Annotated in this window: 24 protein-coding genes and 1 pseudogene; 18 read left to right on the top strand and 7 right to left on the bottom strand. The window is 59.3% G+C overall.

Annotation, left to right across the window (positions count from 1 at the left end; translation table 11 throughout):
- Positions 1–4: 4 nt before the first annotated feature.
- The 4 genes from NKG59_RS09365 to NKG59_RS09350 are packed head-to-tail and all read right to left on the bottom strand — an operon-like array spanning position 5 to position 2,987.
- The gene (locus NKG59_RS09365; RefSeq protein ID WP_253536514.1) at positions 5–733 is read right to left on the bottom strand and encodes an amino acid ABC transporter ATP-binding protein; all 729 of its coding nucleotides are present in this window, start codon (positions 731–733) and stop codon (positions 5–7) included.
- Positions 708–1,445, bottom strand: a complete 738-nt coding sequence (locus NKG59_RS09360) for an amino acid ABC transporter permease (RefSeq protein WP_253536513.1) — start codon at positions 1,443–1,445, stop codon at positions 708–710. Before NKG59_RS09360 ends, NKG59_RS09365 begins: the two co-directional genes overlap by 26 nt.
- A gap of 3 nt (positions 1,446–1,448) precedes the next feature.
- Positions 1,449–2,147 (bottom strand): amino acid ABC transporter permease, encoded by a 699-nt coding sequence (locus NKG59_RS09355; RefSeq protein ID WP_253536512.1) that lies wholly within the window; start codon positions 2,145–2,147, stop codon positions 1,449–1,451.
- A gap of 21 nt (positions 2,148–2,168) precedes the next feature.
- Positions 2,169–2,987, bottom strand: a complete 819-nt coding sequence (locus tag NKG59_RS09350; protein ID WP_253536511.1) for an ABC transporter substrate-binding protein — start codon at positions 2,985–2,987, stop codon at positions 2,169–2,171.
- 183 nt (positions 2,988–3,170) lie between these two features.
- Here NKG59_RS09350 and NKG59_RS09345 point away from each other — a divergent pair, with 183 nt between their 5' ends.
- On the top strand, positions 3,171–4,070 hold the full coding sequence (locus NKG59_RS09345) for a LysR family transcriptional regulator (protein ID WP_253536510.1): 900 nt from the start codon (positions 3,171–3,173) through the stop codon (positions 4,068–4,070).
- Positions 4,071–4,100: 30 nt separating this feature from the next.
- Positions 4,101–5,015 (top strand): LysR family transcriptional regulator, encoded by a 915-nt coding sequence (locus NKG59_RS09340; RefSeq protein ID WP_253536509.1) that lies wholly within the window; start codon positions 4,101–4,103, stop codon positions 5,013–5,015.
- Between the two features lie 228 nt (positions 5,016–5,243).
- Here the strand turns inward: NKG59_RS09340 and NKG59_RS09335 are convergent, their stop codons facing one another.
- Positions 5,244–6,137 carry a LysR family transcriptional regulator gene (locus tag NKG59_RS09335; RefSeq protein WP_253536508.1) on the bottom strand — a complete coding sequence of 298 codons (894 nt, stop codon included), beginning with the start codon at positions 6,135–6,137 and terminating at the stop codon, positions 5,244–5,246.
- Positions 6,138–6,226: 89 nt separating this feature from the next.
- Here NKG59_RS09335 and NKG59_RS09330 point away from each other — a divergent pair, with 89 nt between their 5' ends.
- The 8 genes and pseudogenes from NKG59_RS09330 to NKG59_RS09295 all read left to right on the top strand — a co-directional run bounded on the left by NKG59_RS09330 (position 6,227) and on the right by NKG59_RS09295 (position 13,051).
- Entirely contained in the window at positions 6,227–6,880 is a 654-nt protein-coding gene (locus NKG59_RS09330) for a 4-carboxy-4-hydroxy-2-oxoadipate aldolase/oxaloacetate decarboxylase (protein ID WP_253536507.1), read from the top strand.
- Between the two features lie 51 nt (positions 6,881–6,931).
- Positions 6,932–8,290, top strand: a complete 1,359-nt coding sequence (locus tag NKG59_RS09325; RefSeq protein WP_253536506.1) for an MFS transporter — start codon at positions 6,932–6,934, stop codon at positions 8,288–8,290.
- Between the two features lie 70 nt (positions 8,291–8,360).
- Complete coding sequence (locus tag NKG59_RS09320) at positions 8,361–9,023, top strand: RraA family protein (protein WP_253536505.1); 663 nt, start codon at positions 8,361–8,363, stop codon at positions 9,021–9,023.
- Positions 9,023–10,183, top strand: a complete 1,161-nt coding sequence (locus NKG59_RS09315; RefSeq protein ID WP_253536504.1) for an alpha-hydroxy acid oxidase — start codon at positions 9,023–9,025, stop codon at positions 10,181–10,183. Before NKG59_RS09320 ends, NKG59_RS09315 begins: the two co-directional genes overlap by 1 nt.
- Before the next feature lie 39 nt (positions 10,184–10,222).
- Positions 10,223–10,624, top strand: a complete 402-nt coding sequence (locus NKG59_RS09310; RefSeq protein ID WP_253536503.1) for a hypothetical protein — start codon at positions 10,223–10,225, stop codon at positions 10,622–10,624.
- Between the two features lie 174 nt (positions 10,625–10,798).
- Positions 10,799–11,265 (top strand): annotated as a pseudogene (locus NKG59_RS09305) (hypothetical protein); the annotation flags it as partial.
- A gap of 1,147 nt (positions 11,266–12,412) precedes the next feature.
- A complete protein-coding gene (locus tag NKG59_RS09300) occupies positions 12,413–12,730 on the top strand; it encodes a hypothetical protein (protein ID WP_045203818.1) in 318 nt (105 codons plus the stop codon).
- 69 nt (positions 12,731–12,799) lie between these two features.
- Positions 12,800–13,051, top strand: coding sequence for a DUF1488 family protein (locus tag NKG59_RS09295; RefSeq protein ID WP_045203591.1), 252 nt, complete (start codon positions 12,800–12,802; stop codon positions 13,049–13,051).
- Positions 13,052–13,068: 17 nt separating this feature from the next.
- Here NKG59_RS09295 and NKG59_RS09290 read toward each other — a convergent pair whose 3' ends face one another.
- A complete protein-coding gene (locus NKG59_RS09290) occupies positions 13,069–13,779 on the bottom strand; it encodes a response regulator (RefSeq protein ID WP_253536502.1) in 711 nt (236 codons plus the stop codon).
- Between the two features lie 347 nt (positions 13,780–14,126).
- Here NKG59_RS09290 and NKG59_RS09285 point away from each other — a divergent pair, with 347 nt between their 5' ends.
- The 8 genes from NKG59_RS09285 (at position 14,127) to NKG59_RS09250 (ending at position 22,317) form a co-directional block, all read left to right on the top strand.
- Complete coding sequence (locus NKG59_RS09285; RefSeq protein ID WP_253536501.1) at positions 14,127–14,762, top strand: energy transducer TonB; 636 nt, start codon at positions 14,127–14,129, stop codon at positions 14,760–14,762.
- 57 nt (positions 14,763–14,819) lie between these two features.
- Positions 14,820–15,608: a MotA/TolQ/ExbB proton channel family protein gene (locus NKG59_RS26400; protein WP_052672789.1), complete on the top strand. Its 789-nt coding sequence runs from the start codon at positions 14,820–14,822 to the stop codon at positions 15,606–15,608.
- 3 nt (positions 15,609–15,611) lie between these two features.
- Positions 15,612–16,043, top strand: a complete 432-nt coding sequence (locus tag NKG59_RS09275; RefSeq protein ID WP_253536500.1) for an ExbD/TolR family protein — start codon at positions 15,612–15,614, stop codon at positions 16,041–16,043.
- Positions 16,044–16,070: 27 nt separating this feature from the next.
- Entirely contained in the window at positions 16,071–16,502 is a 432-nt protein-coding gene (locus NKG59_RS09270) for an ExbD/TolR family protein (RefSeq protein WP_253536499.1), read from the top strand.
- A 67-nt stretch (positions 16,503–16,569) separates the two neighbouring features.
- The gene (locus NKG59_RS09265; RefSeq protein WP_253536498.1) at positions 16,570–17,931 is read left to right on the top strand and encodes an MFS transporter; all 1,362 of its coding nucleotides are present in this window, start codon (positions 16,570–16,572) and stop codon (positions 17,929–17,931) included.
- Positions 17,932–17,957: 26 nt separating this feature from the next.
- The gene (locus NKG59_RS09260; RefSeq protein ID WP_253536497.1) at positions 17,958–18,971 is read left to right on the top strand and encodes a dipeptide epimerase; all 1,014 of its coding nucleotides are present in this window, start codon (positions 17,958–17,960) and stop codon (positions 18,969–18,971) included.
- Positions 18,972–18,988: 17 nt separating this feature from the next.
- A complete protein-coding gene (locus NKG59_RS09255) occupies positions 18,989–20,623 on the top strand; it encodes a serine hydrolase domain-containing protein (protein ID WP_253536496.1) in 1,635 nt (544 codons plus the stop codon).
- Positions 20,624–20,643: 20 nt separating this feature from the next.
- A complete protein-coding gene (locus NKG59_RS09250; RefSeq protein WP_253536495.1) occupies positions 20,644–22,317 on the top strand; it encodes a serine hydrolase domain-containing protein in 1,674 nt (557 codons plus the stop codon).
- A gap of 54 nt (positions 22,318–22,371) precedes the next feature.
- Here the strand turns inward: NKG59_RS09250 and NKG59_RS09245 are convergent, their stop codons facing one another.
- Positions 22,372–24,003: a serine hydrolase domain-containing protein gene (locus NKG59_RS09245; protein ID WP_253536494.1), complete on the bottom strand. Its 1,632-nt coding sequence runs from the start codon at positions 24,001–24,003 to the stop codon at positions 22,372–22,374.
- Positions 24,004–24,010 lie beyond the last annotated feature (7 nt).

The following is a 24,010-nucleotide window of genomic DNA, read 5'->3' as shown; positions in this document are numbered from 1 at the left end:
TTCGTCAGTGCGAACGGAGGTCTGACAGAAAGCGCTTTGCGCGATCGCTCTGCGGATTTGCAAAGAACTCGTTCGGTTTGCCGGTCTCCACAAGGCGCCCAGCATCCATGAACCAGACGCGGTTACTGACGTCTCGAGCGAAATTCATTTCGTGCGTCACGCACATCATCGTCATGCCGTCCCGTGCGAGCGACTTCATGACATTGAGTACTTCCCCCACCATCTCGGGATCAAGGGCACTCGTCGGCTCATCGAAAAGCATGACGGGCGGATCCATTGCCAAAGCACGAGCAATCGCAACGCGTTGCTGTTGCCCTCCCGACAGTTGTTGCGGGTACGAAGTCGCCTTATGCGCAAGCCCCACACGGTCGAGCAGTTCCATCGCCTTCTCCTTTGCTTGAGACTTCGACTTTCCGCCGACCTTGACCGGTGCCAAGCACACGTTATCAAGCGCTGACATATGAGGAAAAAGGTTGAACTGCTGGAACACAAAGCCAACCTTGGTACGAAAGTGGTTCACGTCCAACTTCTTATCGTGAACGTCGACGTCTTCGAGCGTGATCTTCCCTTGCTGGATCTCCTCCAGCCGATTCACAGTGCGAATCAGTGTGGACTTTCCTGAACCGGATGGACCGCACACGACGACAACTTCTCCCTTCTTCACTTCCTCTGTGATGTCGGCGAGGGCGTGGTACTCGCCGTACCATTTATTGACCTTGGAAAACTGGATCATGGGGCTTACCTTCGGTAGAAACGGTGGCGCCAGTACGACGTCGGTTGATGCGTTTGTCCACGAGAGCTGCACCCTGCGTCAGGGCGTAGCACACCACGAAGTAGATCAACGAGAGCGTGACGAATACTTGCAGGGGCTTCGTCAGCAGCGAGGAATTCACCTGGTTTGCGGAGTACGTGAGTTCATGCACGCTAATCACATAGCCAATGGAGGTCTCCTTGATCGTGGAGACGAACTGGCTGATGAGACTCGGCAACATGTTGTAGAGCGCCTGCGGCAGGATGACTTCCTTCATCGTGTTGCCGTATCCCAGCCCCAGTGACCTAGCCGCTTCAGTCTGACCGCGAGGCAACGCCTCAATGCCGGCCCGCACAATCTCCGACATATAGGCGGCTTGGTAGATGACCAGAGTCACAACGAGGGTCGTGAATCCACTGACCGTTTCCCCGATCAGCCCAGGAACAAGGAAATAGCTCCAGAAGACCAGCATCACCAATGGAATGCCTCGGATGACATACACGACGATCGTGCTCGGAACACGGAACAGCGCATACGGGGACAGTCGGCTCAGTGCGAGACCGATGCTGAGCGGAAACGCCAGGGCAAGACCGAGGACCGAGAGAATGAGCGTCAGTACCAAACCACCCAGTGGTCCATTCGGATATTGGCCAATGAGAAGCGCCGGCAGATAATCGCTAATGATTTCCCACATGGCTTATCTCGCTGGTGTTTGCAGACGACGGGCGACAACTGCACCAATACCCATTAGACCCAGAGAAATCGCGAGGTAGAAAGCGGTTGCCAACGTGTATGCCTCGAAAGTCCGGAACGTCTGGTTCTCAATTTCTCGGACGACGTAAGTCATCTCGGCTGCGCCAAGCGCCATCGCAAGACTCGTGTTCTTGAACAGAACTACGGTGTGGTTGATGAACGGCGGCAGCGCCGTACGAATGGCTTGCGGAAGAATCACGAAGCGCATCGACTTCAAGAAGCTCAGTCCTAGTGATCGCGCTGCTTCGTGCTGGCCGTTCGGTACAGCACGTAGACCACTGCGGACGTCTTCACAGAAGTAGGCCGACATGCAGAGTCCGATGGCGATGGACGCAAAGATCAACTCGCCATTGTTCGCATTCACCCAGTTCTGAACAAACTCCGGGAGAATGGTAGGAATGCCGAAGTACCAGAGAAACAGATGGGCCAGCATTGGCACGTTCTGCTGATAAGCGACCCAACCCGCTACAAGGCGCTCAATGAGCGGGTTGCCCGCCACTCGAACGGTAGCCAGAGCCACACCAAGAACAACGGCCAACACCCAGCTTGCGACGGTCAGCATCGCGGTGTACTTAAGGCCGGCAACTAAGTGCCCTAAATATGGTTCAGCCAGAAGTGGGCCGAAGTTCAGAGTGATAGCCATGGTGGATCCCGTTCGCGGCGCTTAACCGGCGATCTTTTCGGTCTTGAAGTCGCGGTGCATCTGGTAGATCGTGTTCGGGCCCATCCACTTGTCGAAGATCTGCTGCGACTCGCCCGATTTTTCCATCGCGTCAAGAGCATCGTTCACAGCCTTCTCAAACGCCGGCTCGCCCTTGCGCATCCCCAGGCCCCATTGCTCACGTCCAACCGGCGGAGACAGAACTTCGATATTGCCGCTCGGGCCGAGCTTGGCGATGAAGCGGCGCATCAGCGATTCCGACAGTACGTAACCGTCCACCTTGCCCTGGGCCAGCGCGGTAAACGCCGAGGGAGCGTCGTCATAGCTGACCAGGTTCACAGTCGGCATGACCTTCTGCATCATCGGAATGTTGCTGGAGCCTTTGATGGTTGCGACGCGCTTATTTGCCAAGTCATCGCGATGCTTGTAGACACCTTTCTTCGCGGCAATCGACTGGTTACTCACGAAGTAAGCCTTCGAGAAGGCAATCTGCTCCGCACGGGCAGGGTTGTAGCCAAGGACAGCCGCAAGGATGTCGACACGACCTTGGGTCAGTTCCGGAATCCGAGCTTCCAATGACACGACCTTCGGCTCCGCTTTTAAACCCATGTGCTTGGCAACTGCCTTGCAGAAGTCGACGTCATAGCCAACCACATCGCGAGTCGCAGTGTCTTGGTAAGCAAATGGCTCAAGCGTGCCGACTACCCCACACGTCAGCGTTCCCTTGGCTTTCACATCAGCAAGTTGGTCGGCGTGCGCCAGAGGAACGCCGGCGGAAACGGCTGCAACGATTACGGTCGGGAGCAGTTTGAAGAGCTTCATGGTGGCTTTACCTGGTGGATGGAGGAACTCCGCATTGGCGGGCTGTCATGTCGTCCCGGCTGCGCATGAACTTTGTTGCGTGCGGATGACTGAATTGTTGTCTCTCCTAATAGTTCTGAAAAGAGATATTTTTCGATGCATAATCTTTCCGTTTTGGTATCAAAAGAGCGGGTGATTACCTAGATGACAACGTTCAGAGAACTTGAGGCGTTCGCCGCGGTTGCGGACATGGGCTCCTTTGAGAAGGCCGCGAAGAGTCTCGGGACGTCGCAGTCAAACATCTCCCGGCAGATAAGCGAGTTCGAGTCCTCGTTCTCACATGCCCTCTTCAATCGCGCACAGCGCGCCGCTCGCATGACAATGGAGGGGCAAGAGGTGCTTCGGGTGGTGAGGGCAATCCTTCGTCAGCGGTCAAATTTGATGGAGCGCTTCGGCAACCCGGATTTGGTGTCGTCGACGCTTCGGCTTGGCGTCACCGAACTTGCGGCGCTCACTTGGCTCGGACGCTTTTTGGCGCGATTGCGTGAGCGATATCCGCTTATGCGTGTGGAGTTGGAGGTCGGCTCCTCCGCCTCACTCCAATCGAGTCTTCGTAGCGGGCAATTGGATCTCGCAATCGTGCTGGACGCGGTGCGAACTGTCGACATGGCTCGGCTGCCGATCGGTACTGCGGAATTCGGCTGGTACTGTGCGGGTAGCATGTCGTTGCCCTCCGCGCTCACTCTGAGCGAATTCGAACGCCAGACGGTTCTGCTGCAGGGCGAACTCCAAACTGGAGGCAGCGTGCTTTCCAGTTGGCTGGCTGAGCGCGGCATCCGTACCAGCAACACCATCCATAGCGACAGCCTAGTCGCCTTGGCAGGTATCTGCGCTGCAGGCGTGGGTCTTGCCGGTCTACCAAAAGCGGTTGCATCTGGTCCTGCGCGCAACGGCGCGTTGCGCGAAATCGAGATACCAATTGGTGCACCGGCGATGAACTACATCGCTCTCGTGCGCATCGACGCCATTTCTGATTTCCATCGAACGGTAGCTACTCTCGCAAAGGAAAACTGCGACTTCGGAACGCCTTTCGCCAGCTACTAAATCGCCTTACCGGCGAGCTTGAAAAAAACCATGTTCACGATCAAACAACTCGAGACTTTCTATTGGGTCGGACGCCTAGGCACAGTGGCGAAGGCTGCAGAGAAGCTTCACGTTACCCAGTCTGCCGTGACCAAGCGCCTTCAAGAGGTCGAAGCCTACGTAGCCGCCCCCTTGTTTGAACGCGAAGCCCGCAAGAATCTGCTAACGCCAGTTGGCAAAGACTTGCTCGCAGAGAGTGAACATCTGTTTGAGCTTCTGGAGCGGCTTGAGAAAATGAAAGGGCTGACGCAGCAGCCCACCCGGACGCTTCACATCGGATTGACTGAACTAACCGCTCTGACGTGGTTTCCGTCGTTTCTGATGCGCATGAAAGGGGTGTACCCGACTGTCACTGTCCAGCCTGAGATTGATCTGTCCTCATTGCTTTTGCACAAGGTTCTCGAGGGACGGCTGGACCTCGCAATCCTGCCCGACATGCCTTTGACAGAAGGCTTGGCACGCGTACCCATTGGAAACGTGCAGTTCGGATGGTTCTCTGGCCCGGGAACTTTCCCTCCGGGGGAAGCCCAGACAATGAGTAGCTTGGCGTCGCGACCGGTAGTGGAGCAATCAGAGCACTCCATCATCACAATGCTTTGTTCGAAAATTTGGGAGAGTGTCGGTGTACGTCCGGAGCGTTTGTACGGCGGCAACAATGTCAACGCGCTTGCCGGTCTCGTCGCTGCCGGCGTCGGTATCAGTTGCTTACCCGTGTCTCTATTTGAAAAGGAACTCGAACAAGGAAAGCTGGCACTGGTGGAAACCAACCCGCCCGCACCGAGCGTGGCGTACTCATGTTACTTCCTCAAGTATCCGCATGCAGCTCTTGGCTATGGTGTTGCGGAGATTGCTAGGCAGTGTTCCACGTTTGGCGCGGGACCCAACGCAAAGAGAAGCGGCAGATAGGATCACTGGCTGGCACAGCTCATCACGAGTCGTCTTGCTCTAGGACCTGTATCAAGAAGACGAGACAGATTGAGTTGCCGGCAACTCTGCTGTGGTGATGCTGGAACGGTCACGGCTTCGGAAAAGGGGCGCGTGGACGCCATCAAGGCGCGGCCTGACACAAATCATGCGTTCACAGCGTTACGCAGGATGCAGACCGGTTAGCTGATCGCGTTGGTGCCCCGTCTGTCACGCGGACTGCGGGTAGGCCAGGGTTTCCAGGAACGAAGCGACCAGCTTGTTCTCTTCTTCCTTTCTCGTGATTGCCACAACTGCAGCGCTCTCTTCAATGTCGTGCACAGGGACGAACGCCACGTCTGCTCGATTGTTCACGGCAATAGAGCGACCAACGAGCGTGCCGCCAAGACCAGCCCCGACAAGCGCCAATGCAGTATGAATCTCAATTGCCTCGTGGGCGACGACTGGACTGGCCCCAGCCTCTCTGAGTACGGACACCATCTGCTGCCCAAAAGGGCTTTTAGGATCCTTGGGATAAAGAATGAAAGGCAGGCTCGCGAATTCGATAGCCGATACTGAACTCTGTTGGGCGAGCGGATGGTCAATCGGGACAGCAGCCAGGAACGACTCTTCGAGCACAAATTTGTAATTCAGATCCGTTGCCTGCTCGAACCGGCCAATGAATCGCGAGATGCCCAAGTCGATACGCCCCTGGTATAGCTGCTCAGGCTGGTACTCCGACAAGACCTCGACGAGATCGAGATGAACGTCAGGGAAGGTTTCGCGAAACCGCTTGATGGCTGTCGGCAATATCGAGAACAACGCCGAACGGACAAAGCCGATACCCAACCATCCCCTATTGCCCGTGGCAATGCCTCGAGCCTCCTCATCCAGACGACGCGCCTGGGACAACAACTCCTTCGCTCGCGGATAGAAGTATTTCCCGAGTGATGTCAGCTCCATCGGCCTTCTCGACCGATCGAACAACGTCTCTCCCAGATGCTCCTCCAACTGAGTGAGCTGCATGCTAACTGCGGTGGGCGCCACAAACAGTCTCTTGGCGGCCAGCGCGGCACTGCCCGCCTCCACCACTTCGCAAAAGTACCTAAGCTGCCTCAAGTTCATTTTTTCTGAACTAACGATAAGAATTCGATGGTTGCGATCAATTTTACTTTATCCAAAACTGTCTCCAAACTTAGATAAGGAGACGCAGCGTGGGTGAAGTCCAAATTCTTTCGGAGTCCATCGTCCGGGCATTGGGTGATTGCGGCAGCGCTACGGTCTACGAAGCGCAAGGTGCCAGAGGCGCACTGGATAGCGGAATCAAGCCCATCCACCCGAGCATGCGAATCGCCGGACCAGCGCTTACGGTCGATATCCGCCCCGCCGACAACCTCATGCTGCATTACGCCTTGCTCAAGGCGAAACCTGGCGATGTTTTGGTTGTGGATGCAAAAGGCTTCCTTGAAGCAGGCCCTTGGGGAGATGTGCTGACCGAGCAAGCGATGAAGATCGGCATCGCTGGACTGGTCATCAACGGTGCAGTACGCGACGCGAGCACGATCACCGACATGGGGTTTCCCGTCTTTTGCCGCGGCTTGAGTATCAAGGGCACCAGCAAGAATCAGCCCGGAAGGTTAAACGTACCGGTCTGTATCGGAGATGTCCAGATTCATCCCGGCGACATCATTGTCGGAGATCGCGACGGCGTTGTCGTCGTACCTCAGCATCTGGCCGATAGAACGCTCTCAGATAGCCTGGCACGCGAAGAGAAAGAAGCTGATTTTAAAGCGCGGATCAAGAACGGTGCTACGACGGTTGAGCTGCTGGGGCTCAACGATATTCTGAATCAATTCAATTTGTCCTAACTGACAACCACTCATCTTAAAAAAATAATTAGATGAGTGTGGAGCGAGACAATGGAACCGCAATCCGTAAAACTGGATGGCGCGGCAATCTCCGCGCAAATGAAACCCACGAAGTACCGCTGGATCGTCGCAACCTTATTCTTTGTGATCTATACGATCGCGGCAGCGGACCGAGCAAACCTGGGTGTCGCATTGCCCTTCCTCAGAAAAGAGTTTGCGATGAACAACGCTGAGGCAGGTGGGTTGGTTAGCCTATTCCTGTTGGCCTACGCTGTTGCCCAACTTCCCTCCGCGTGGCTCCTGTCGAAATTCGGCGTGAGGAGAACATTCTCTATCTCTATGATTCTCACATCGATTGCGACAGGGCTGACCGGCATGGTAGGAGCGCTTCTCCCGTTGAAGCTTTGCCGCATCGGTCTTGGCTTTGCAGAGGGCCCGCTGCCAATTGGCGTCGCGACCACCATCAACAACTGGTTCCCGTCGAAAGAAAAAGGCACCGCTGCCGGTATTTTTCTTTCTTCGGTCAAATTCGGGCCCGTCATCACCCCCATTCTTGGGGCGGCAATCGTAACGGCTTGGGGGTGGCGGGAAATTTTCATCTTCTTCGCCATACCTGGGATTGTTCTGTCCTTCTTTTGGTTTTTTTTGGTTAGCGATAAGCCCGCTGCGAGCCGGTTCGTTAATGAAGGCGAGATCGCTTATATCACCGAGGCCGCTGCTAGCAAATCCGGCGTAAAGGTCGGTACGCAGTCGAAGCCGATTCCCTGGCTTGACAAGATCATCCGGGTACGCGACGAGAAAGTATTGGAGACCACGTCCGGCGTACTGAAATCGTGGAATGTCTGGGGTTGTGCGCTCGGTTACTGCTTTCAGTTGGGGATATCGAGTGTCTTGCTCGCGTGGATCCCTACCTACCTGCTGACGGTAAAGAAGTTTTCAGTCATGAACATGGGCTTCGTCGCTGCAGCTCCATGGGTCGGCGCTGTGGTTGGCAACATCCTGGGCGGGCTGCTTTCTGACCGGCTGGTCGAGAAGCGGCGCAAGCCAGGAATGATGATCTCAGCCCTCGCCACTGCAGGAATGATGTATGCACTCATACAGTCTCCGTCCGACCCTGTCCTCTACAGTGCCCTGATCTTTACAACCGGCATGCTGCTTAGCATCGGCTATTCCGCCTATATGGCTTATCCCATGCCGTTTGTTTCGAAGGAGAAATTCCCGCTGGCGAATGCCATTGTCAACATGGGCGGGCAGCTGGGCGGCGCAGCCACACCCTTCATCACTGGCTTGTTGCTGGACAGCCATGGGTGGGACTGGGTGTTCGCATTCATGGCATCGATCTCCGCACTGACCTTCCTCATCCTGCTAACCATCTCTGAGCCCCTCAAGATCAAGCACGTCGACGCATAAATCGGAGCCGGCCAAGCTAGGCTGGATTTCCGCATGCCCCTGCGGAAGGCAGGATTCATAGGAAAGCAAAATGAAGCAAGAAGACCAAGAACTCGTCGCGTTGTTCGACGGACTCGATACGGCGGCGGTATCAGATGCGATGGATAAGCTGGGACTGCCAGGACAGTGCTTGGGGATCGCTGCCCTAGACAACTATTCGAAGGCAATCGTCGGCCCAGCATTCACGGTGAAATATGTGGCCGCAAGCACGCCTCCGGGCACGGTCGGCGACTTCATCGACGACGTGGCACCAGGGGACATCGTGGTCATCGACAACGACGGCCGTACGGATTGCACCGTCTGGGGTGACCTCATGACGCAATACGCAGGCATACGCAAGATTGCCGGCACAGTCATCGATGGCGTATGTCGTGATGTTTCTCGCGCATTGGCCGACGGCTATCCGCTGTTTACACGTGGACGTTTCATGCGCACGGGCAAAGATCGCGTACAGGTGGAGCACACGAATGGGCCAATCTCCGTTGGCACAGCTCGGGTCGCTCCGCGCGATATCGTTGTCGCTGACGCCAATGGGGTAGTCGTGGTGCCCCGTAGTCGCGCTCAGGACGTCGCTGCCACGGCACGACGGATCGAAGCAACGGAGGCTGAGATCCGCCTGCACATTGCAAATGGCAAGACGCTCGGTCAAGCCCGCGCGATGCTCGGCTATCACGACCTGCAAAGGAAGAGTTAATGGCGACGCGGCCGCGCTTAGACCACATTCTGAGCTTGCGGGATTTCGAGCCAGCTGCGCGGCGCCACCTTCCGCGTCCGGTGTATGAATACATTGCAGGAGGCGCTGAAGAGAACCTCGCCCGCGAGGCGAACCGTAGCGCGTTCAACCGCTACGCGTTTGTGCCACGTGTTCTCGTTGACGTGTCGTCGACAACGACCACGACGGAACTCTTTGGGCAGCAGTTTGCCGCCCCGTTCGGGATTGCTCCCTTGGGGTTAAGCGCGCTCTCCGCCTATCGTGGCGACGCAGTACTGGCACGTGGAGCCCTGTCCGCCAACATCCCAATGGTGATGAGCGGATCGTCCCTCATACCCCTCGAAACCGTTGCCGAAGTCAATCGAGATGCCTGGTTTCAGGCCTATCTCCCTGGGGAAGAGCATCAGCGTGACGCGTTGATAGAACGCGTCGCGAAAGCAGGTTTCCATACGTTGGTGATCACAGCGGATACCCCGGTTGCGGCGAATCGCGAGAATAATATCCGCGCCGGATTCTCCACACCGCTGCGGCCGAGCTTGCGCTTGGCTTGGCAGGGGATCACGCATCCTCGCTGGCTGTGCGGCACCTTTCTCAAGACCTGCATACGCCACGGATTACCGCATTTCGAAAACAACTATGCGCACCGTGGCGCTCCCATCCTCTCGAAGCACGTCTTGCGGGACTTCTCCGATCGTGGGCGCATAGACTGGGGGACGCTGGATCGCATTCGCAACCGATGGCGTGGTCGGTTGATAGTCAAGGGAATCCTGAGCCCGAACGATGCAAAGCTAGCGTGTGCTCTTGGCGTTGACGGCATCATCGTGTCCAACCACGGGGGTCGGCAACTCGATGCGGCAGTACCCCCGCTGCTTGTCTTGCCTCAGATTGTCGAAGCAGCAGGCGACACGACCGTGATGATGGATGGCGGAATTCGCCGCGGTACTGATGTGCTTAAGGCACTCGCACTCGGAGCAAAGTTTGTCTTTGTTGGGCGATCATTCGCCTATTCGGCAGCGCTTGCCGGAGAATTCGGCGTATGCCATGCGGCACGGTTGCTGCACGACGAGATCACGCGGAACATGGCGTTACTCGGCGTCACGAGAATTGCGGACTTAAAACCTGAGTCGCTGGTCTCCGTCTGAGAGAACGGCGCCTACTCCGCATCGATAGAGACATCACTTATGGAAGAGCTTCCTCATCTGAATTTTCCCCAGTTGGAGCAATTGGCATCCCGCTCCGACGGCGTAGAGGTGCCTTGCTCCTGCTGCAAGACGCCGATGATCGCATGGTCGAGCGTTCCCGTTTCATTCCCAGAAGATCAACTCAGGCGCATTGGTACGCTCATTCAAGGCAACGTTGACGAAGCCAGCTTCGCAGAGTCACATCCCGATGGCAGCAGTTACTGGTCGGAGGCGGCACCTATCGCGCCGTTGTACTACCCGTACAACCGAAGCGATGTTTGGGAGTGCTGCGTGTGTCGTCGCGTATTTCTGCGGTACACGGAAGGTGGCGGCTATTTTGTAGACCAGCGAGTGCGTCTGCTGTCCGTTGCACTTCTTGCCGATACTCCGCTACCCGACTGATAGGCCGTTATCAGTGGCGAATAAGGCCACGCTGCGGGGAGGAGATGTCCAGCGTCGGCAAAGATGTTGCTGCAATACGAACCCTTCGCCTCTGTGCGAGCGCTCGCTTTCGGTTTGCGGAGGAACAACAGAGCCGAGCTTTTTGTCGTCACTAGTGACGGCGCTCCCTGAGGTTATCCCGACGCCGCCGTCCTTACGCTGGCCACGGTGCGCTCGCACGATCAATCAACACCACCATCTACAGCATGGACGACCGCTATTGCGGCGTGTTCGGCCAACGCCTGCGTGTTCTTCATCAAGACCTGCAGATCCGCATGAAGGACGGCCAGTTGGCGGACATGGTGACGCTCTCCGAAGACGGCACCACGCGCCGCGCCGATGGCTTCCGCCTGGTGGCGTATGACATTCCGCGCGGCTGCCTGGCGGCGTATTACCCAGAGGCAAATCCACTGGTGCCGCTCTCTTCCGTGGCTGACCAGGCCTGCACGCCGACGTCCGGCTCAATTCCGGTGAGGTTGGTGCCGAGCCTACCCGCGAAAGTTCAGAGTTACGTGAACCAAAACGCGGATAGTTCAAAGTTAAGCGAACCACGAGTTCAAAGTCGGCTGAGCAACTCCGCCGGGAAGGCCTGCAAATCCTGACCTGCCGGTTCAGAGTTGAGTGAATCTCGACAATTCACTCAATTTGGAACTTTGGTCACTCAATGTGGAACTCTCTGACGCAGCACGGCGCGCCGAAAACAGTAAACTCCTTATATTTCAATTAGTTAGCACACAAGAGGCGCGCCAGGGAGAGCACCATTGGTTGCGTCTCACGCGGCAAACTGCGGGGCCTTGCCGCACTAAACTCCGCTCTTCTCTCTGCAAGACGGTCCGATAGGCTTCGTCACCTACAAGAAGCAATTGCCGAGGCACAGCATGCGAGCGAGCCTCTGGTGGCCACGGGGAATCAGCGCCCCGCGAGGATCTCCAGCCTTAAGAACGCCTTGGCATGGACCTTTAGACGGCCCTCGATCAGGGGAGATACGATGTAGTAACACGTGGTCGTACCCCTCTTGATATCTCAGCTTCAACGGCTGCTTGCCACATTGAACGCGGCCCCACTCGAGTTCTCGACCTAGAACAATCCACGCAGCTTGCCAGTGTCCTGAGTACGCAGAGGCGTGCAGGCACAAGAAGGCATCCGGATATTCATCGCTCCTCCGTGCTCCTTCGCTCGCGAAGCCCTGTTCATCGAAAGCGCTCGCTCAACTCCATCAGTCACTGCAAAAAAACAGCGATCGCCAGATTGGAGGGCGTACCGAGACTGCCCACGGGCGACCTGCATCTCAGCGAGGCATCGCAGGTCTGGGACATAAGACGATGACAGGTGTCGGGGCCGCGGCGCCCCCTGGGTATGATCTAGGCGCTTAATTCACCGCCGCCTGGGCGCCAGACCCGACGGCGGAAGGTTCTTCCGAATAGGTAAAGATGTCCGGAGAGCTTCTAAGCGCGTATGCTGGGATTGCCACCCTGGCAAGCAACGCACTAGGAGCAACAACATGGCCAAGAGTCAACTACGCAGCACTCGCGAAGCGAAAAAACCCAAGCAGTCCAAGAAGCCGTCAGTGCCGGCAACCCCGTCCAGCACGGTGCATTCTCGGGTTGGGAACGAAGGTGTCGCCAAGAAGAAGACGTAAATCGGTTGGCCGCGGACACGCGGCACAGTGATCACACGCAACTTGTAACGTTCACCGCAGAGAATCGATATCTCTACATTGAAAGCGCAGACCGCTTCGGGAGGCGCATCATGATCCATCACAACACGGACCCCACTTTTCGAGGGCTTCCGCTCACCGCCGAGCAAGACTCGGAAATCCGTCACTACCTGAAAAGGAAGGCCAAGCTGGGCAAGCCATGGAATACCCCGGAGCTGCGCGGGATGCTTGAGGACATGCTGCTGCCGCCAAGTACCGAGGACGATAGCCAGAGCGGTATCCCGCGCGATGCGTTGGCCGCCGCAGAGCACGCAGCGGCGTTCGTCGATCAGGATATGGAGCCAATCGAGGCGTATGAGGAATTGCATGCCGCGATGGAAGCCGAGAGCATGAAAGGCGATACGCAGTAACAGGAGCGCTTCGCGCTGGTAGTGAGCGTGCAACCCGGTCCATCAAAGGCGTAGAACGCAGGACGACATATGGCACTCAGTTTTCCCAACCCCAGCCGCAGCTATGATGGGGCCAGGCATGGCGTGTGGTTCTGGGGTTACGACAATGCACGCGAAATTACTTTCCTTGTGGAAGACCGCGTACTGATGAATTTGGACCCCGGCCTCGGTTCTGACGAAGCCGGGGTGCTGGCCTCCTTCGACCGGCATCGCAATGAGATCGTGAAGATCGCCATGGCCCTCTATGCCGAGGGGCGGCAGACTCTCTACACGCTGCACTAAGCAGCCCATACCCACGCTCAATGCTGCTTGGTATCAAGCATGTAGCCTTCTCCTCGAATCGTGCGAATGAGCTTGGGTTCCTTGATGTCCTCTCGCAACTTGTGGCGCAAACGCGATATCTGCACGTCGATGCTGCGGTCAAATGCGTCGGTTGACTTGCCGCGTGCGGCATCCATCAAGTATTCGCGACTTAGTACGCGCCCCGGGGCAGCAAGAAATGCATTGAGGAGGCGGAACTCGGCGTTCGACAGTGGGATGACCGTATTGTCGGCAGCGATCAAATGGCGGCCAATGAGGTTCAGACGCCAGTTTGCGAACCGGCACTCTTCCTGGGTATCGGCATGCGCATGCAATTGGGCGCGCGTGCGGCGCAGGATGGTCTGGATACGCGCGACCAGCTCACGAGGCTCAAACGGCTTGACGACGTAGTCGTCTGCGCCCAGCTCGAGCCCTACGATCCTGTCCGTCATCTCGCCGCGCGCCGTGAGGATGATGATCGGGATATCCGACTTCGCGCGAATTTCGCGACATAGATCGAGTCCATCGCCATCAGGCAACATCAGATCCAGCACGACAATATCGGCTGTGCCATCAGCAAGCGCACGATGCATATCGGCACCATTGGCGGCTTGCGTGGTGACCATGCCGAAATCGGCCAGGCAATCACACAGCAAGCCCCTGATCTGCGCGTCGTCGTCGACAGCGAGAACATGTATCGATTTGGTCACGGTGTCTCCCCCTCTCCGGTGTCGTAGCGGCAGCGTGCCGCGCTCGCGCCCACGGAATTATGAGACGCCAATATAAGAGCTTTTTTGTACGGATTATTTCACGCTTGAAATAATCGACCTGTGTGCTGTTGCGCATACGTCCACGGCCACGCATCCAGAAACATTCCCGTCACGCCGGTAGCGCAACGAAGTGTGCGATTTACACGCGCCGTCTTGCCACGCTCTGCATCTGCTTCCCGCGCATTCTGCTTCGTATCAACCTCGATACAAAGTCGAGATGAAGTGGAAATGCCCAGGCTTTAACGTGCTCCTCAACAAGACCTATCAAGGCAGGAGACACGTGGCATATGAACTACGCCCAACCCAAACCGCATGCTCGTCGAATGGCTGGCATCGCATTCGTGATCGCATTGCATGTGGTGATCCTGTACGCGCTGCTGAGCGGTATCGCAACCAACGTCGTGAAGATCATCACGACGCCGATCGAGACGCGTCTGATTGAAGAGGTCACGCCCCCGCCCCCACCGCCTCCCAAGAAGCTGGCGGAGCCACCGCCCCGGCCGAAGCACGTCGCGCCACCCCCGTTTGTGCCGCCGCCGGAAGTGCATACCGCCACACCGCCGTCGCAAAACACCATCACCGCGCAGTCGGCCACACCAACGCCGTCTGCACCGGTCGCGCCTCCAGCACCGGCGCAGGCACCCGCGCCAGTTGCCGCAAGCGTGGGCGTTGTGTGTCCGAACTCGACGCAGGTGCGTGCGGGCATCCGCTATCCACGTGAAGCGATCAAAGACAGCCTCACGGGCGATGTTGTCGTGGCGTTCACGGTGGGCACTGACGGCAACGTGAAAGACCTGCGTGTCACCACGTCCGCCGCACCTGTGTTGGATCGCGCGGCCGAGAACGCCGTGCGGCAATTCCACTGCATCGCGCAAGGCCAGGAGGTGCGGGTGCAGGTGCCTTTCTCTTTCAAGCTCGATTGAGGCAGCAAGCGTCAGCCGATGCCATCACGTTGTTCCAACACGTTCCAGGAGACAAATATGTTCAAACGCTACTACCCAGCTGCCGCCGCCGTCGCTCTGACGCTGGCAACCAGCGCGGCGCATGCCGCCACCGATGCGGTAACGAATCCATACGGCCTCGAGGCGCTTTGGAAAGGCGGCGATCTGATTGCCCGCGGCACACTGCTGATCCTCATCGTGATGTCGATGGGCAGCTGGTACATCATCGTCGCGAAGCTGCTTGAACAGGCCCGTGTGCTCCGCCGGGCAAAAGCTGCCGAAGAGGTCTTCTGGACTGCACCCACGCTCCCGGAAGGCGCACGCGCGCTCAACGAGGACTGCCCCTTCCGCTTCATTGCACAGGCCAGCCTGTCCGCATGGGACCACCACGATGGCGCGATGCTGGAGCAGATCAGCCTGGACACGTGGGTCACCACCGCCCTTGAGCGCGCGACCAACACCGTTTCCAATCGCCTGCAGGACGGCCTCTCCTTCCTGGGTACTGTCGGGTCAACTGCGCCATTCGTTGGACTGTTCGGGACGGTATGGGGCATCTATCACGCGCTGACGGCCATCGGCATTGCCGGCCAGGCATCGATCGACAAAGTTGCCGGCCCCGTGGGCGAAGCATTGATCATGACCGCTATCGGCCTGGCCGTGGCCGTGCCGGCGGTGCTCGGCTACAACTGGCTGGTACGGCGCAACAAGGCTGTGATGGAGCGTGTGCGCGGCTTCTCCGCCGAACTGCATACCGTTCTCTTCACGGGCAAGACCACCGCTGCCGCTGCCGCCGCAACGCGGTCCATGGCGATTGCTCGCGTGGGGTGAGCCATGGCCATGTCCGTCGGAACTGGCAGCAGTGACGAGCACGATGAGGTGATGTCCACCATCAACACGACGCCATTGGTGGACGTGATGCTGGTGCTGCTGATCATCTTCCTGATCACCATTCCGGTGGTCTCGCACACAGTGCCGGTCACGCTTCCCAAAGAAGCCGTCCACCCGCTGCAAACCACACCCCAGAACGTGATCCTCGCGGTCACGAAAGACGGCGACGTGTTTTGGAATGAAGGTCATGTGCCGGATACCCAAACGCTGGTCGACAAGCTCAAGACGGTGGCCGTGCAAAAACCGCAGCCGGAAGTGCACATCCGCGGCGACCTGGATGCACGGTACGCCGCCATTGGGCGCGTCGTGCTCGCCTGTCAACGCGCTGGTATCGCGAAAGTGGATTTCATTACCGAAGCACCGCCGCGCCAATAACCCATTCACACCAAAAGGAGGCCCGTCATGGCAATGACGATGCATGGCGGCAACGGCGATGACGCCGAGATCATGGTCGAGATCAACACCACCCCGTTGATCGACGTGATGCTCGTGCTGCTCATCATGCTCATCCTCACGATCCCTATCCAAACGCATGCGGTAAAGCTGGACATGCCAACCGACGCGCCTGCGCAGCCTCAGCAGACACCGCCGGCCATCGTCCAGATTGACGTCGCACCCGATGGCTCGCTCGCCTGGAATGGCGAACCGGTGGCCTCCCGTGCGCAGTTGGAAACCCGGCTTGAGGCAGTCAGTGCAGACCCCGCACCAACTGAGCTGCACTTGCGTCCGGACAAGGCCGCGCCATATCGGGCCGTTGCCATGGTCATGGCGTCCGCCCAACGGCTGGGTGTGAAGCGCATCGGGCTGGTCGGCAACGAGCAGTTCATGCCGTAAGCGGCATTGCGCTGCCAACTGGTCGCCCCGTCACCCTCTCGCACCCTCCTCAATTGTCGGCTCCGCCATGTTCGACTCGAAACTCGACTTACCTTCCCCCGCCATGGGGATCTCCGCCCCAAGGGAGGCGTCCGCCGGCGCGCTTGCCTGGTTCGGCCTCGCGGTCCTCGTGATCGTCGCGTTCTTTGCCAATATCGACCGGCAGATACTCGTTCTCCTTACAGAACCGATCCGGCATGACTTCGGTCTCTCGGACTTGCAGATCGGCCTGCTGCAAGGCGCCGGCATCGCACTCTTTGCGGGCGCGGCGGCGCTACCCATCGGATGGGTGGCAGACCGCGTTGACCGCCGCCTCGTGCTGGCGGTGTGCATCCTGGTCTGGAGTGCAGCGACTGCAACCTGCGGGCTCACCACCGGCTTCTGGCAACTCTTCATCGCCTCGATCGGATTGGGCATCGGAGAGGCCGGATTGATGCCCATCATCTACGGCATGATTCCCGACCTGTTTCCCGCACGCCAGCGCGTGCTAGCCAACTCGGTGTTCGCGCTGGTCAACCTGCTCGGCGCCGGTGCGGGCATGGCCCTGGGAGGCGCGCTATTGCAAGGCGTCACGACGGTGCATGGCACGCTACCCGGTGCGCTGGCCGGCTTCTCGCCATGGCGCCTGGCCTTCTTTGCCGTTGCCATCCCCGCGCCGCTTCTAGTCATTCTGGTCGCGATGATCCGCCCTAAACACGGCCCCGTCAGCATGACCATGCGCGCCGCCGAGCATGTCGCCACATCACCCTTGACCGCACGCGTCTACTTCACGCGCGAGCGGGCCATGATGGCGAAATTTTTCGGCGCGATTGCGTTGGTCAACATGGCTTTCACCGGCATTACCACCTGGATGCCCATCGTTGCCGTGCGGAGCTTTGGCGCGGCGCCGGCTGCGGCTGGCGGTGGGTTGGGAGCCGCAGCCACAATCGGCAGCGTCGTTGGCTGCGTTCTGGGCTGGCTGATCGCTCGCCGCCTCAGCCCTCGCTTCGGCGTATTGGCCCCGCTGCGTGTGTGCGAATGGGGTGCGCTTGCCGCAGCGCTCACTTCCGTCGGCTACCTGACGGCCAGTTCGGTGACATTCGTCTACAGCCTCTTTGGACTGCAGTTCGCTTGCATTGTCGCAGGCATGGTGCTGTTTCCCGCAATCATGCAAAGCATTTGCCCCGCACACCTGCGCTCGCGAGTGGCCGCCATCGGCGTGCTGACCACCATCGTCGTTCAAGCCGGTAGCCCGGTCTTCATCGGGGTGATGTCGGATCGCTTGCAGGCTGTCAACCACGGGCTCCTCCTGGCGATCATTGGCGTCGCCCTGGTTGGCTTCTCTTCAGCTTGCGTACTGATGCGCGCCGCCGGTAAAGGCGTACGCGACGCGATTGAGCGCTACGCATAACGCCCTCCCATCGTCAAACGAACACCATGGAACCCTGTTCTCTCTCGATTCGAATCGAGTGCTGGCCACTGGCCGCGCCTTTCAGAATTACCGGCTATCTCGTCGATACTGCACGTGTGGTCGTCGTGACAATCGCTGACGCGCACCATGAAGGTGTCGGTGAAGCGGCCGGCGTCTTCTATCTTGGCGAGACGCCCGAGTCGATCGCGGCGCAGATCGAAGCGGTACGGCCTTCTATCGAACGAGGCATATCCCGCGCGCAGTTGCTGACGCTGCTGCCATCGGGCGGCGCACGCAATGCGGTGGACGCAGCGCTTTGGGCATTGGAATCGAAACGTGAAGCGTTGCCGGTCTGGCGCGTCGCGCAGCTTCCCCCACCGCGCCCCCTGCTCACCACGATGACTATCGGCGTCGATACCCCACAGGCGATGGCGCGCAACGCGCGTAGCCTGCGCCAAGCCCGGGCGCTCAAGATCAAACTCGATGGCAGTGTGCGCGATGCCAGCCGCCTGTTTTCGATTCGTGAGGCACGACCTGACGTGCCGCTCTCGGTCGATGCCAACCAAGGCTGGTCGCTCGCGCACCTCGATGCGATGCTTCCGGTGTTGCAGCAAGTCGGCGTCGACATGCTGGAACAGCCGTTCGCCATCGGTGCTGACGCCTGCCTCGATACGCTGGACTATCCGATTCCCCTGGCCGCCGATGAATCGTTCCAGGATGTTAACGACCTGCCCAGAGTCGTTCGTCGATACGACATCGTCAACATCAAGCTCGACAAGTGCGGGGGACTCACGCGCGCGCTTGAACTCGCCGCCACCGCACGGTCTGCAGGCCTCTCCATCATGGTCGGATGCATGCCGGGGACGTCATTGGCCATCGCACCTGCCTTCGTCCTGGGGCAGTTGTGCGATCGCATCGACCTCGATGGACCGCTGTTTCTCACCAGGGATCGTCCTGATGGCGCCCAGTACTCGGACGGCCTCTTGTTGTGCATGGACGATGCCTGGGGGTCCGCCATCGCCAACGCGATGCTTCCGTAAGGTCCACCGTGCAGCCAATGGATTCTTCACTTGCCGCAAGGCTCGACGCCCTCTTTGCACCGTATCAGCGTAGTGACACACCGGGCCTGGTCGTGGGCATTGCGCACGGTGACGCGTTGCGCTATCGCCGTGGCTTTGGCATGACCAGCTTGGAGCACAGCGTCGCCAATACGCCATGCACCCGCATGCGCATCGGGTCCGTCACCAAGCATTTCGCTTGCTTGGCCGCCATGCTGCTCGCCGAGGCCGGCAAGCTCGACATTGATGGGCCGGCGCGCCGCTACCTGCCAGAGCTTCCCGCGAGGGACAGCGACCCCACGCTTCGTCAGTTCATGAACCATTCCGGGGGGGAACGGTGCTTTCTCGATCTCTTCATGCTCACACAGGGATTGAGCATGGTTCCCGCTGGTGCTGCTTTGGCGATGCAGGCACGGCAGTCCGAGCACAACTTCCCTGCGGGCGAGCGCGCCATGTACACCAACGGCGGCTATCAGATGCTGTCGATCGTGATTGAACGCATCAGCGGCATGTCGTTCGAGGCGTTTCTGGCGGAACACCTCTTTGGCCCGATGGGCATGATCGACACTATTGCGGCACCCCACGATATGCAGATTCTGCCCGGCATGGCGACACTGCATGTACGGGACGCCACGGGCGGCTGGGAGCGCGGCCTACTGCCAGGATGGCGCTGCCTGGGCGAGGGCGCCATCGTATCGACGGTGGATGACATGCTGCGCTGGATCGCACACCTGCGCGGCAAGAAGCGCATTGGCTCCGCTGCCACGTGGCGTGAAATGCTGACCCCGGTCCGTTTTAACAACGGAGAGGTCGGCACCTACTCGCTCGGCCTCATGCAGACACGCTATCGCAGCGTATCGATGCTGCACCACTCCGGTGGCTCGATCGGTGGCGCCTGCCAGATGTTGACGGTGCCTGAGCATGGCCTCGACATCGTGATCATGACGAACGCGGACACGATCAATCCGATTGCGTTGTCCAAGCGTGTGATCGACATCGTGCTTGAGGCGCATCTCTCGCCAGTGGAAAGCCGCCCGGCAACGTCCGTTGAGTATCCTGCGTGGTTGGGGACGTACCACTCACGCGAAACGGGCGCCTACTGCGAGATTGTTGACCGCGATGGCACGCTGCATCTCATTCACCACAACCTCGTCATTCACCCGCTGCCGCTCAAGTTGGTGCCCAACAGGCCGAGGACACTGGCGCTGGATGACGGCCCCGAGGGTGCGCTTTATCTAAAACTCCACAGCGACGGAACGCGTCTCGACATGACGCAGTGCGGGCAAAGCCAGACGCTGGACCGCCTCGCCAATGCGGCGCCCCATGCAGCCGACGCGGCCAACGGATTGGTCGGGCGTTACGTCAGCCTAGATGCCGGTGCGCTTGCGATCATCAAGCAGGAAAGCAATGCACTGGCGATGTCTGTCCAAGGCAGGCACGGCACTGCCCTCTACCGTCTCGACCCCAAATCGAACGACATGCTTGCCTTCACGCCGCACGACCCCAGCAGCATGGCGTATGGCGCAATGCGCCTCTCACGCGACGGCAGTGGGAACACCTCGTGTTTCCGGCTCGACACCTGGCGCACGCGCAATTTGCTCTTCACTCGCATTGACGACGGTACAACCCCATGACAAGCCCATTGAGAGAATGCATGTACGAGGCGCTGTCGGCGCTGTTTCACCCCTACGCGTGCAGCGATGGTCCGGGCGTGGTTGTCGGCATCGCGCAGCATGGTGAACTGCTCTACCGCAAGGCATTCGGCATGGCAAGTCTTGAGCACGCGCGCGCGCTGACGACCGGCACGCGCCTGCGTATCGGCTCAGTCAGCAAGCACTTCACCTGCCTGGCTGCGCTGCTGCTCTGCGAGGAGGGCCTTCTCGATGCGGACGCCGGCATCGGAACCTATGTTCCTGAGCTCTCGCGTGCCGGCGGTGCGCCAACACTGCGTCAGTTGATGTCGCACCGCGGCGGGCAACGATGCGCGCTCGATCTGGCCTTGCTGACGCAAGGCTTGGCCGTCCCGCCGCGTGGCGCAACGCTCGCCGCACAGATCCGCCAGCGCGACGAGAATTTCCGCCCAGGCGAGCGGATGATGTATTCGAACGGGGGCTATCACTTGTTGTCGCTCGCCATTGAGCGCGCCAGCGGCATGCCGTTTGATGCATTCCTGGATGCGAGGATCTTTACTTCGATCGGCATGCACCAGACGGCTTCCATCGACAACGACATGGCCGTGGTGCCGGGAATCGCCAGCTTTCATGTGCCGGATGGCGAAGGCGGGTATCTGCGCGGCATTTTTCCCTCAAGAGAGATCCTGGGTGAAGGCGGCATCGTTTCGACGGTCGATGACATGCTGCGGTGGACTGCGCACATGCATGGTGAAAAAATCATCGGCACCGATGCAACGTGGGCGCAGATGCTGGAGATGCCCGTCTTTTCCAGCGGACAGCGCAGCAACTACGCCCTGGGCCTCAAGCAAACCAACTATCGCGGCGTCGAGCTCACCCATCATTCGGGCGGTGTCATCGGGGGCACCAGCCATATGCTGTTCTCCGCCCCACACGGGCTGGATGTGGTGCTCCTCAGCAACGGCGCGGTCGACACCCCAATCGATCTTGCCCATCGCATCGTCGATATCGTGCTCGCCGATGTCTTGAGCGGCGACGGACCGCCGATACCAGCGCGTGCATCGGCACATGCTGCGCGGCTTGGCCGCTATCGCTCATTGGAGAGCAATGCGGTGTATGCACTGGAGAACCGCGACGGCGCATTGACGCTGGGTGGTTGGCTCTGCGCGGGGAAGCCCCTGCCGCTTTACCCGATCGAAGGAAGCCCCACCAACGATGTCGCCATTGAAGCCGGCTCGGACGGTTCCTTCTCCGTGCACTGGGGAATGCACAACGCGCCCGATGACATCGACCATCTCCGGATCGCCCATTGCGGTCATGCCGAGACATTCGAACGCGTTGCTGAAGCCCCCCCGATGACGGCCGAGATCGCCGCTGCCGTGTGTGGCATTTACGAGAGCCACGATGCCAACGCCCGCGCCGTCATCGAACACGATCCGGCCGACCACAGTACTTTGATACTCCGTATGCAAGGCTCAGCTGGAGGGTGTGATTACCGACTGACGCCTATCGCGGATCGCGTCTTTGGCATGGCTCCCATTGCCCCACTGGCTTTCATCGATGGCATCGTTACGCTATCGCAGGACCCATCCCAGCCGGTGACGCCCGGCTTCCGCATTGATACCCAACGGAGCCGACGTGTCACATTCACGCGGGCCGTTAGCAGTTGGACACGATACCCGGAACCCTGCCTCTGAAACACAACGGGTGACGTAAAAAACGGAGCGGCACCGTTGCCGCTCCGCCTGTTCTCATATCTCCCGCGAGAAAGCGAGGCCACGTGTGCGCGAGGTATCCAGCCAGAAACGGGAAACACGCCCGTTCACGCGATCGACGGTCAGCACACCGGCGGAGAAACCTTGCGCATCCGCCGGCTCAAACATGAAGACGTCTTCGCTAACGGGGACAAGCCGGTAGTTGACGCCACCCATTGGGCCCTCCAGCCGCATCGATACAGCGCCGTCTGAGAGCGTCAGTCCAGCGTGCCCTGCTGCATCACCGCTAAAGTAAGCGCCCTCCATGCCGACGAAGGCGTCGGAGACAGGTGGCGCCTCATCTGGCAGCCGTTCCAGGCGCGATGCATGGCCGCAGTCGATGAACTCGATCGCCATCACGTGGCCGGCCGACGTTTCGCCGGGCCGGATCATCAACGCGCCGCCACTACCGTCCTCAATGCGCAAACCGTCCGACGTTTCGATTAACGGCAGCGCCATGTGCTTCTGGTTGTGGATCACGGCAGCAAGGTGCCCGTCCCGATCGACAACCTCACAGTACGCTCGATCGGCACGCGAGAAGTACCGGCCCAGCAGCGATTCATTACCGCGGGTGGTCAGTGGCTCGGCGCGCGGTGCGCCGAGTACCTCGTCGCCCAGGACGACGTCGACAATCTGCGTCGAGAGTGCAATCGGGTCCACAGGCGCACCGTTGGTAAGAATCACCACGTCAAGCGCATGCGCCACAACGGTCAACATCTGGCATGACCCGCCGAATACGCCGCCGGCATGGTGCAGCAGTTCAACATTGCGATGCGGGGTGCGCATCAGTCCAAGCGTATACACACCCTCGGCCCCACTGGAATAGCGCGGTTTGGTCAGCATCTGCCGCCACACTTCCTGGGTGCCGAGCTTGTCCGGCGCGCGCAAATGCCCCGCCCAGCGCAGCATGTCATCGATGGTGGACACGATGCCGCCTTCACCACGCACTTCCCACGAAGGGAACAGGCCGCGAATAAAGCCGCCCTTTCCATCGGGTACGTGCTGGGTGGCCATGCGGGGCCGAATCTGCATATCGTCGGCAACGGCCTCGGTATCGACCATGCCCATCACACGGAAGATGCGTTCCGTCAGGAAGGTCTCGAACGGCATGCCGCTTACGCGCTCAATGGCGAGCGACAGCAGGTGGTAGCCGCCGTTGCAGTAAATCATCCGCTCCCCAGGGCGGAAATTGACGTCGCGTTGGCGGACCTCCGCCGCCAACGCCGCGCCTCGAGGCATGGTCACCACGCCCTGCGTCAACACCCACAGGTCGAGGTAGCAGCGGTAGCCGCCGGTGTGCGTCATCAACTGGCGTAACGTGGGATCGCCAGCGAGGGCCGGCAACTCCGGGATGTACGTGCGGATGCCCGTGTCGATATCCAGTTCGCTCTCTTCTGCCAGCAGCAGCGCCGCGAGACACGTGAAGTGCTTGCTCGTCGAGCCGATCCGCATGCGCGTTGCGGGCGTGTTGATGGTGCCGTGCTCAATGCTGGCCAGCCCGAAGCCGCGCCGGTAAAGCGCATCCCCTCGCAACGCGACGCCGACCACGAGGCCCGGCTGGTCCGCCTTGTTGTAGGGCTCCAGCAGCGCGTCGAGTTGCTTCCTGATATCCATTGGATCGTGTGTCATGCCGAGT

The sequence above is a fragment of the Ralstonia chuxiongensis genome (assembly GCF_024158925.1).
Lineage (GTDB): Bacteria > Pseudomonadota > Gammaproteobacteria > Burkholderiales > Burkholderiaceae > Ralstonia > Ralstonia chuxiongensis.
The sequence above is the reverse complement of the archived record's forward strand: the minus strand, read 5'-3'. Positions and strand labels throughout refer to the sequence as shown.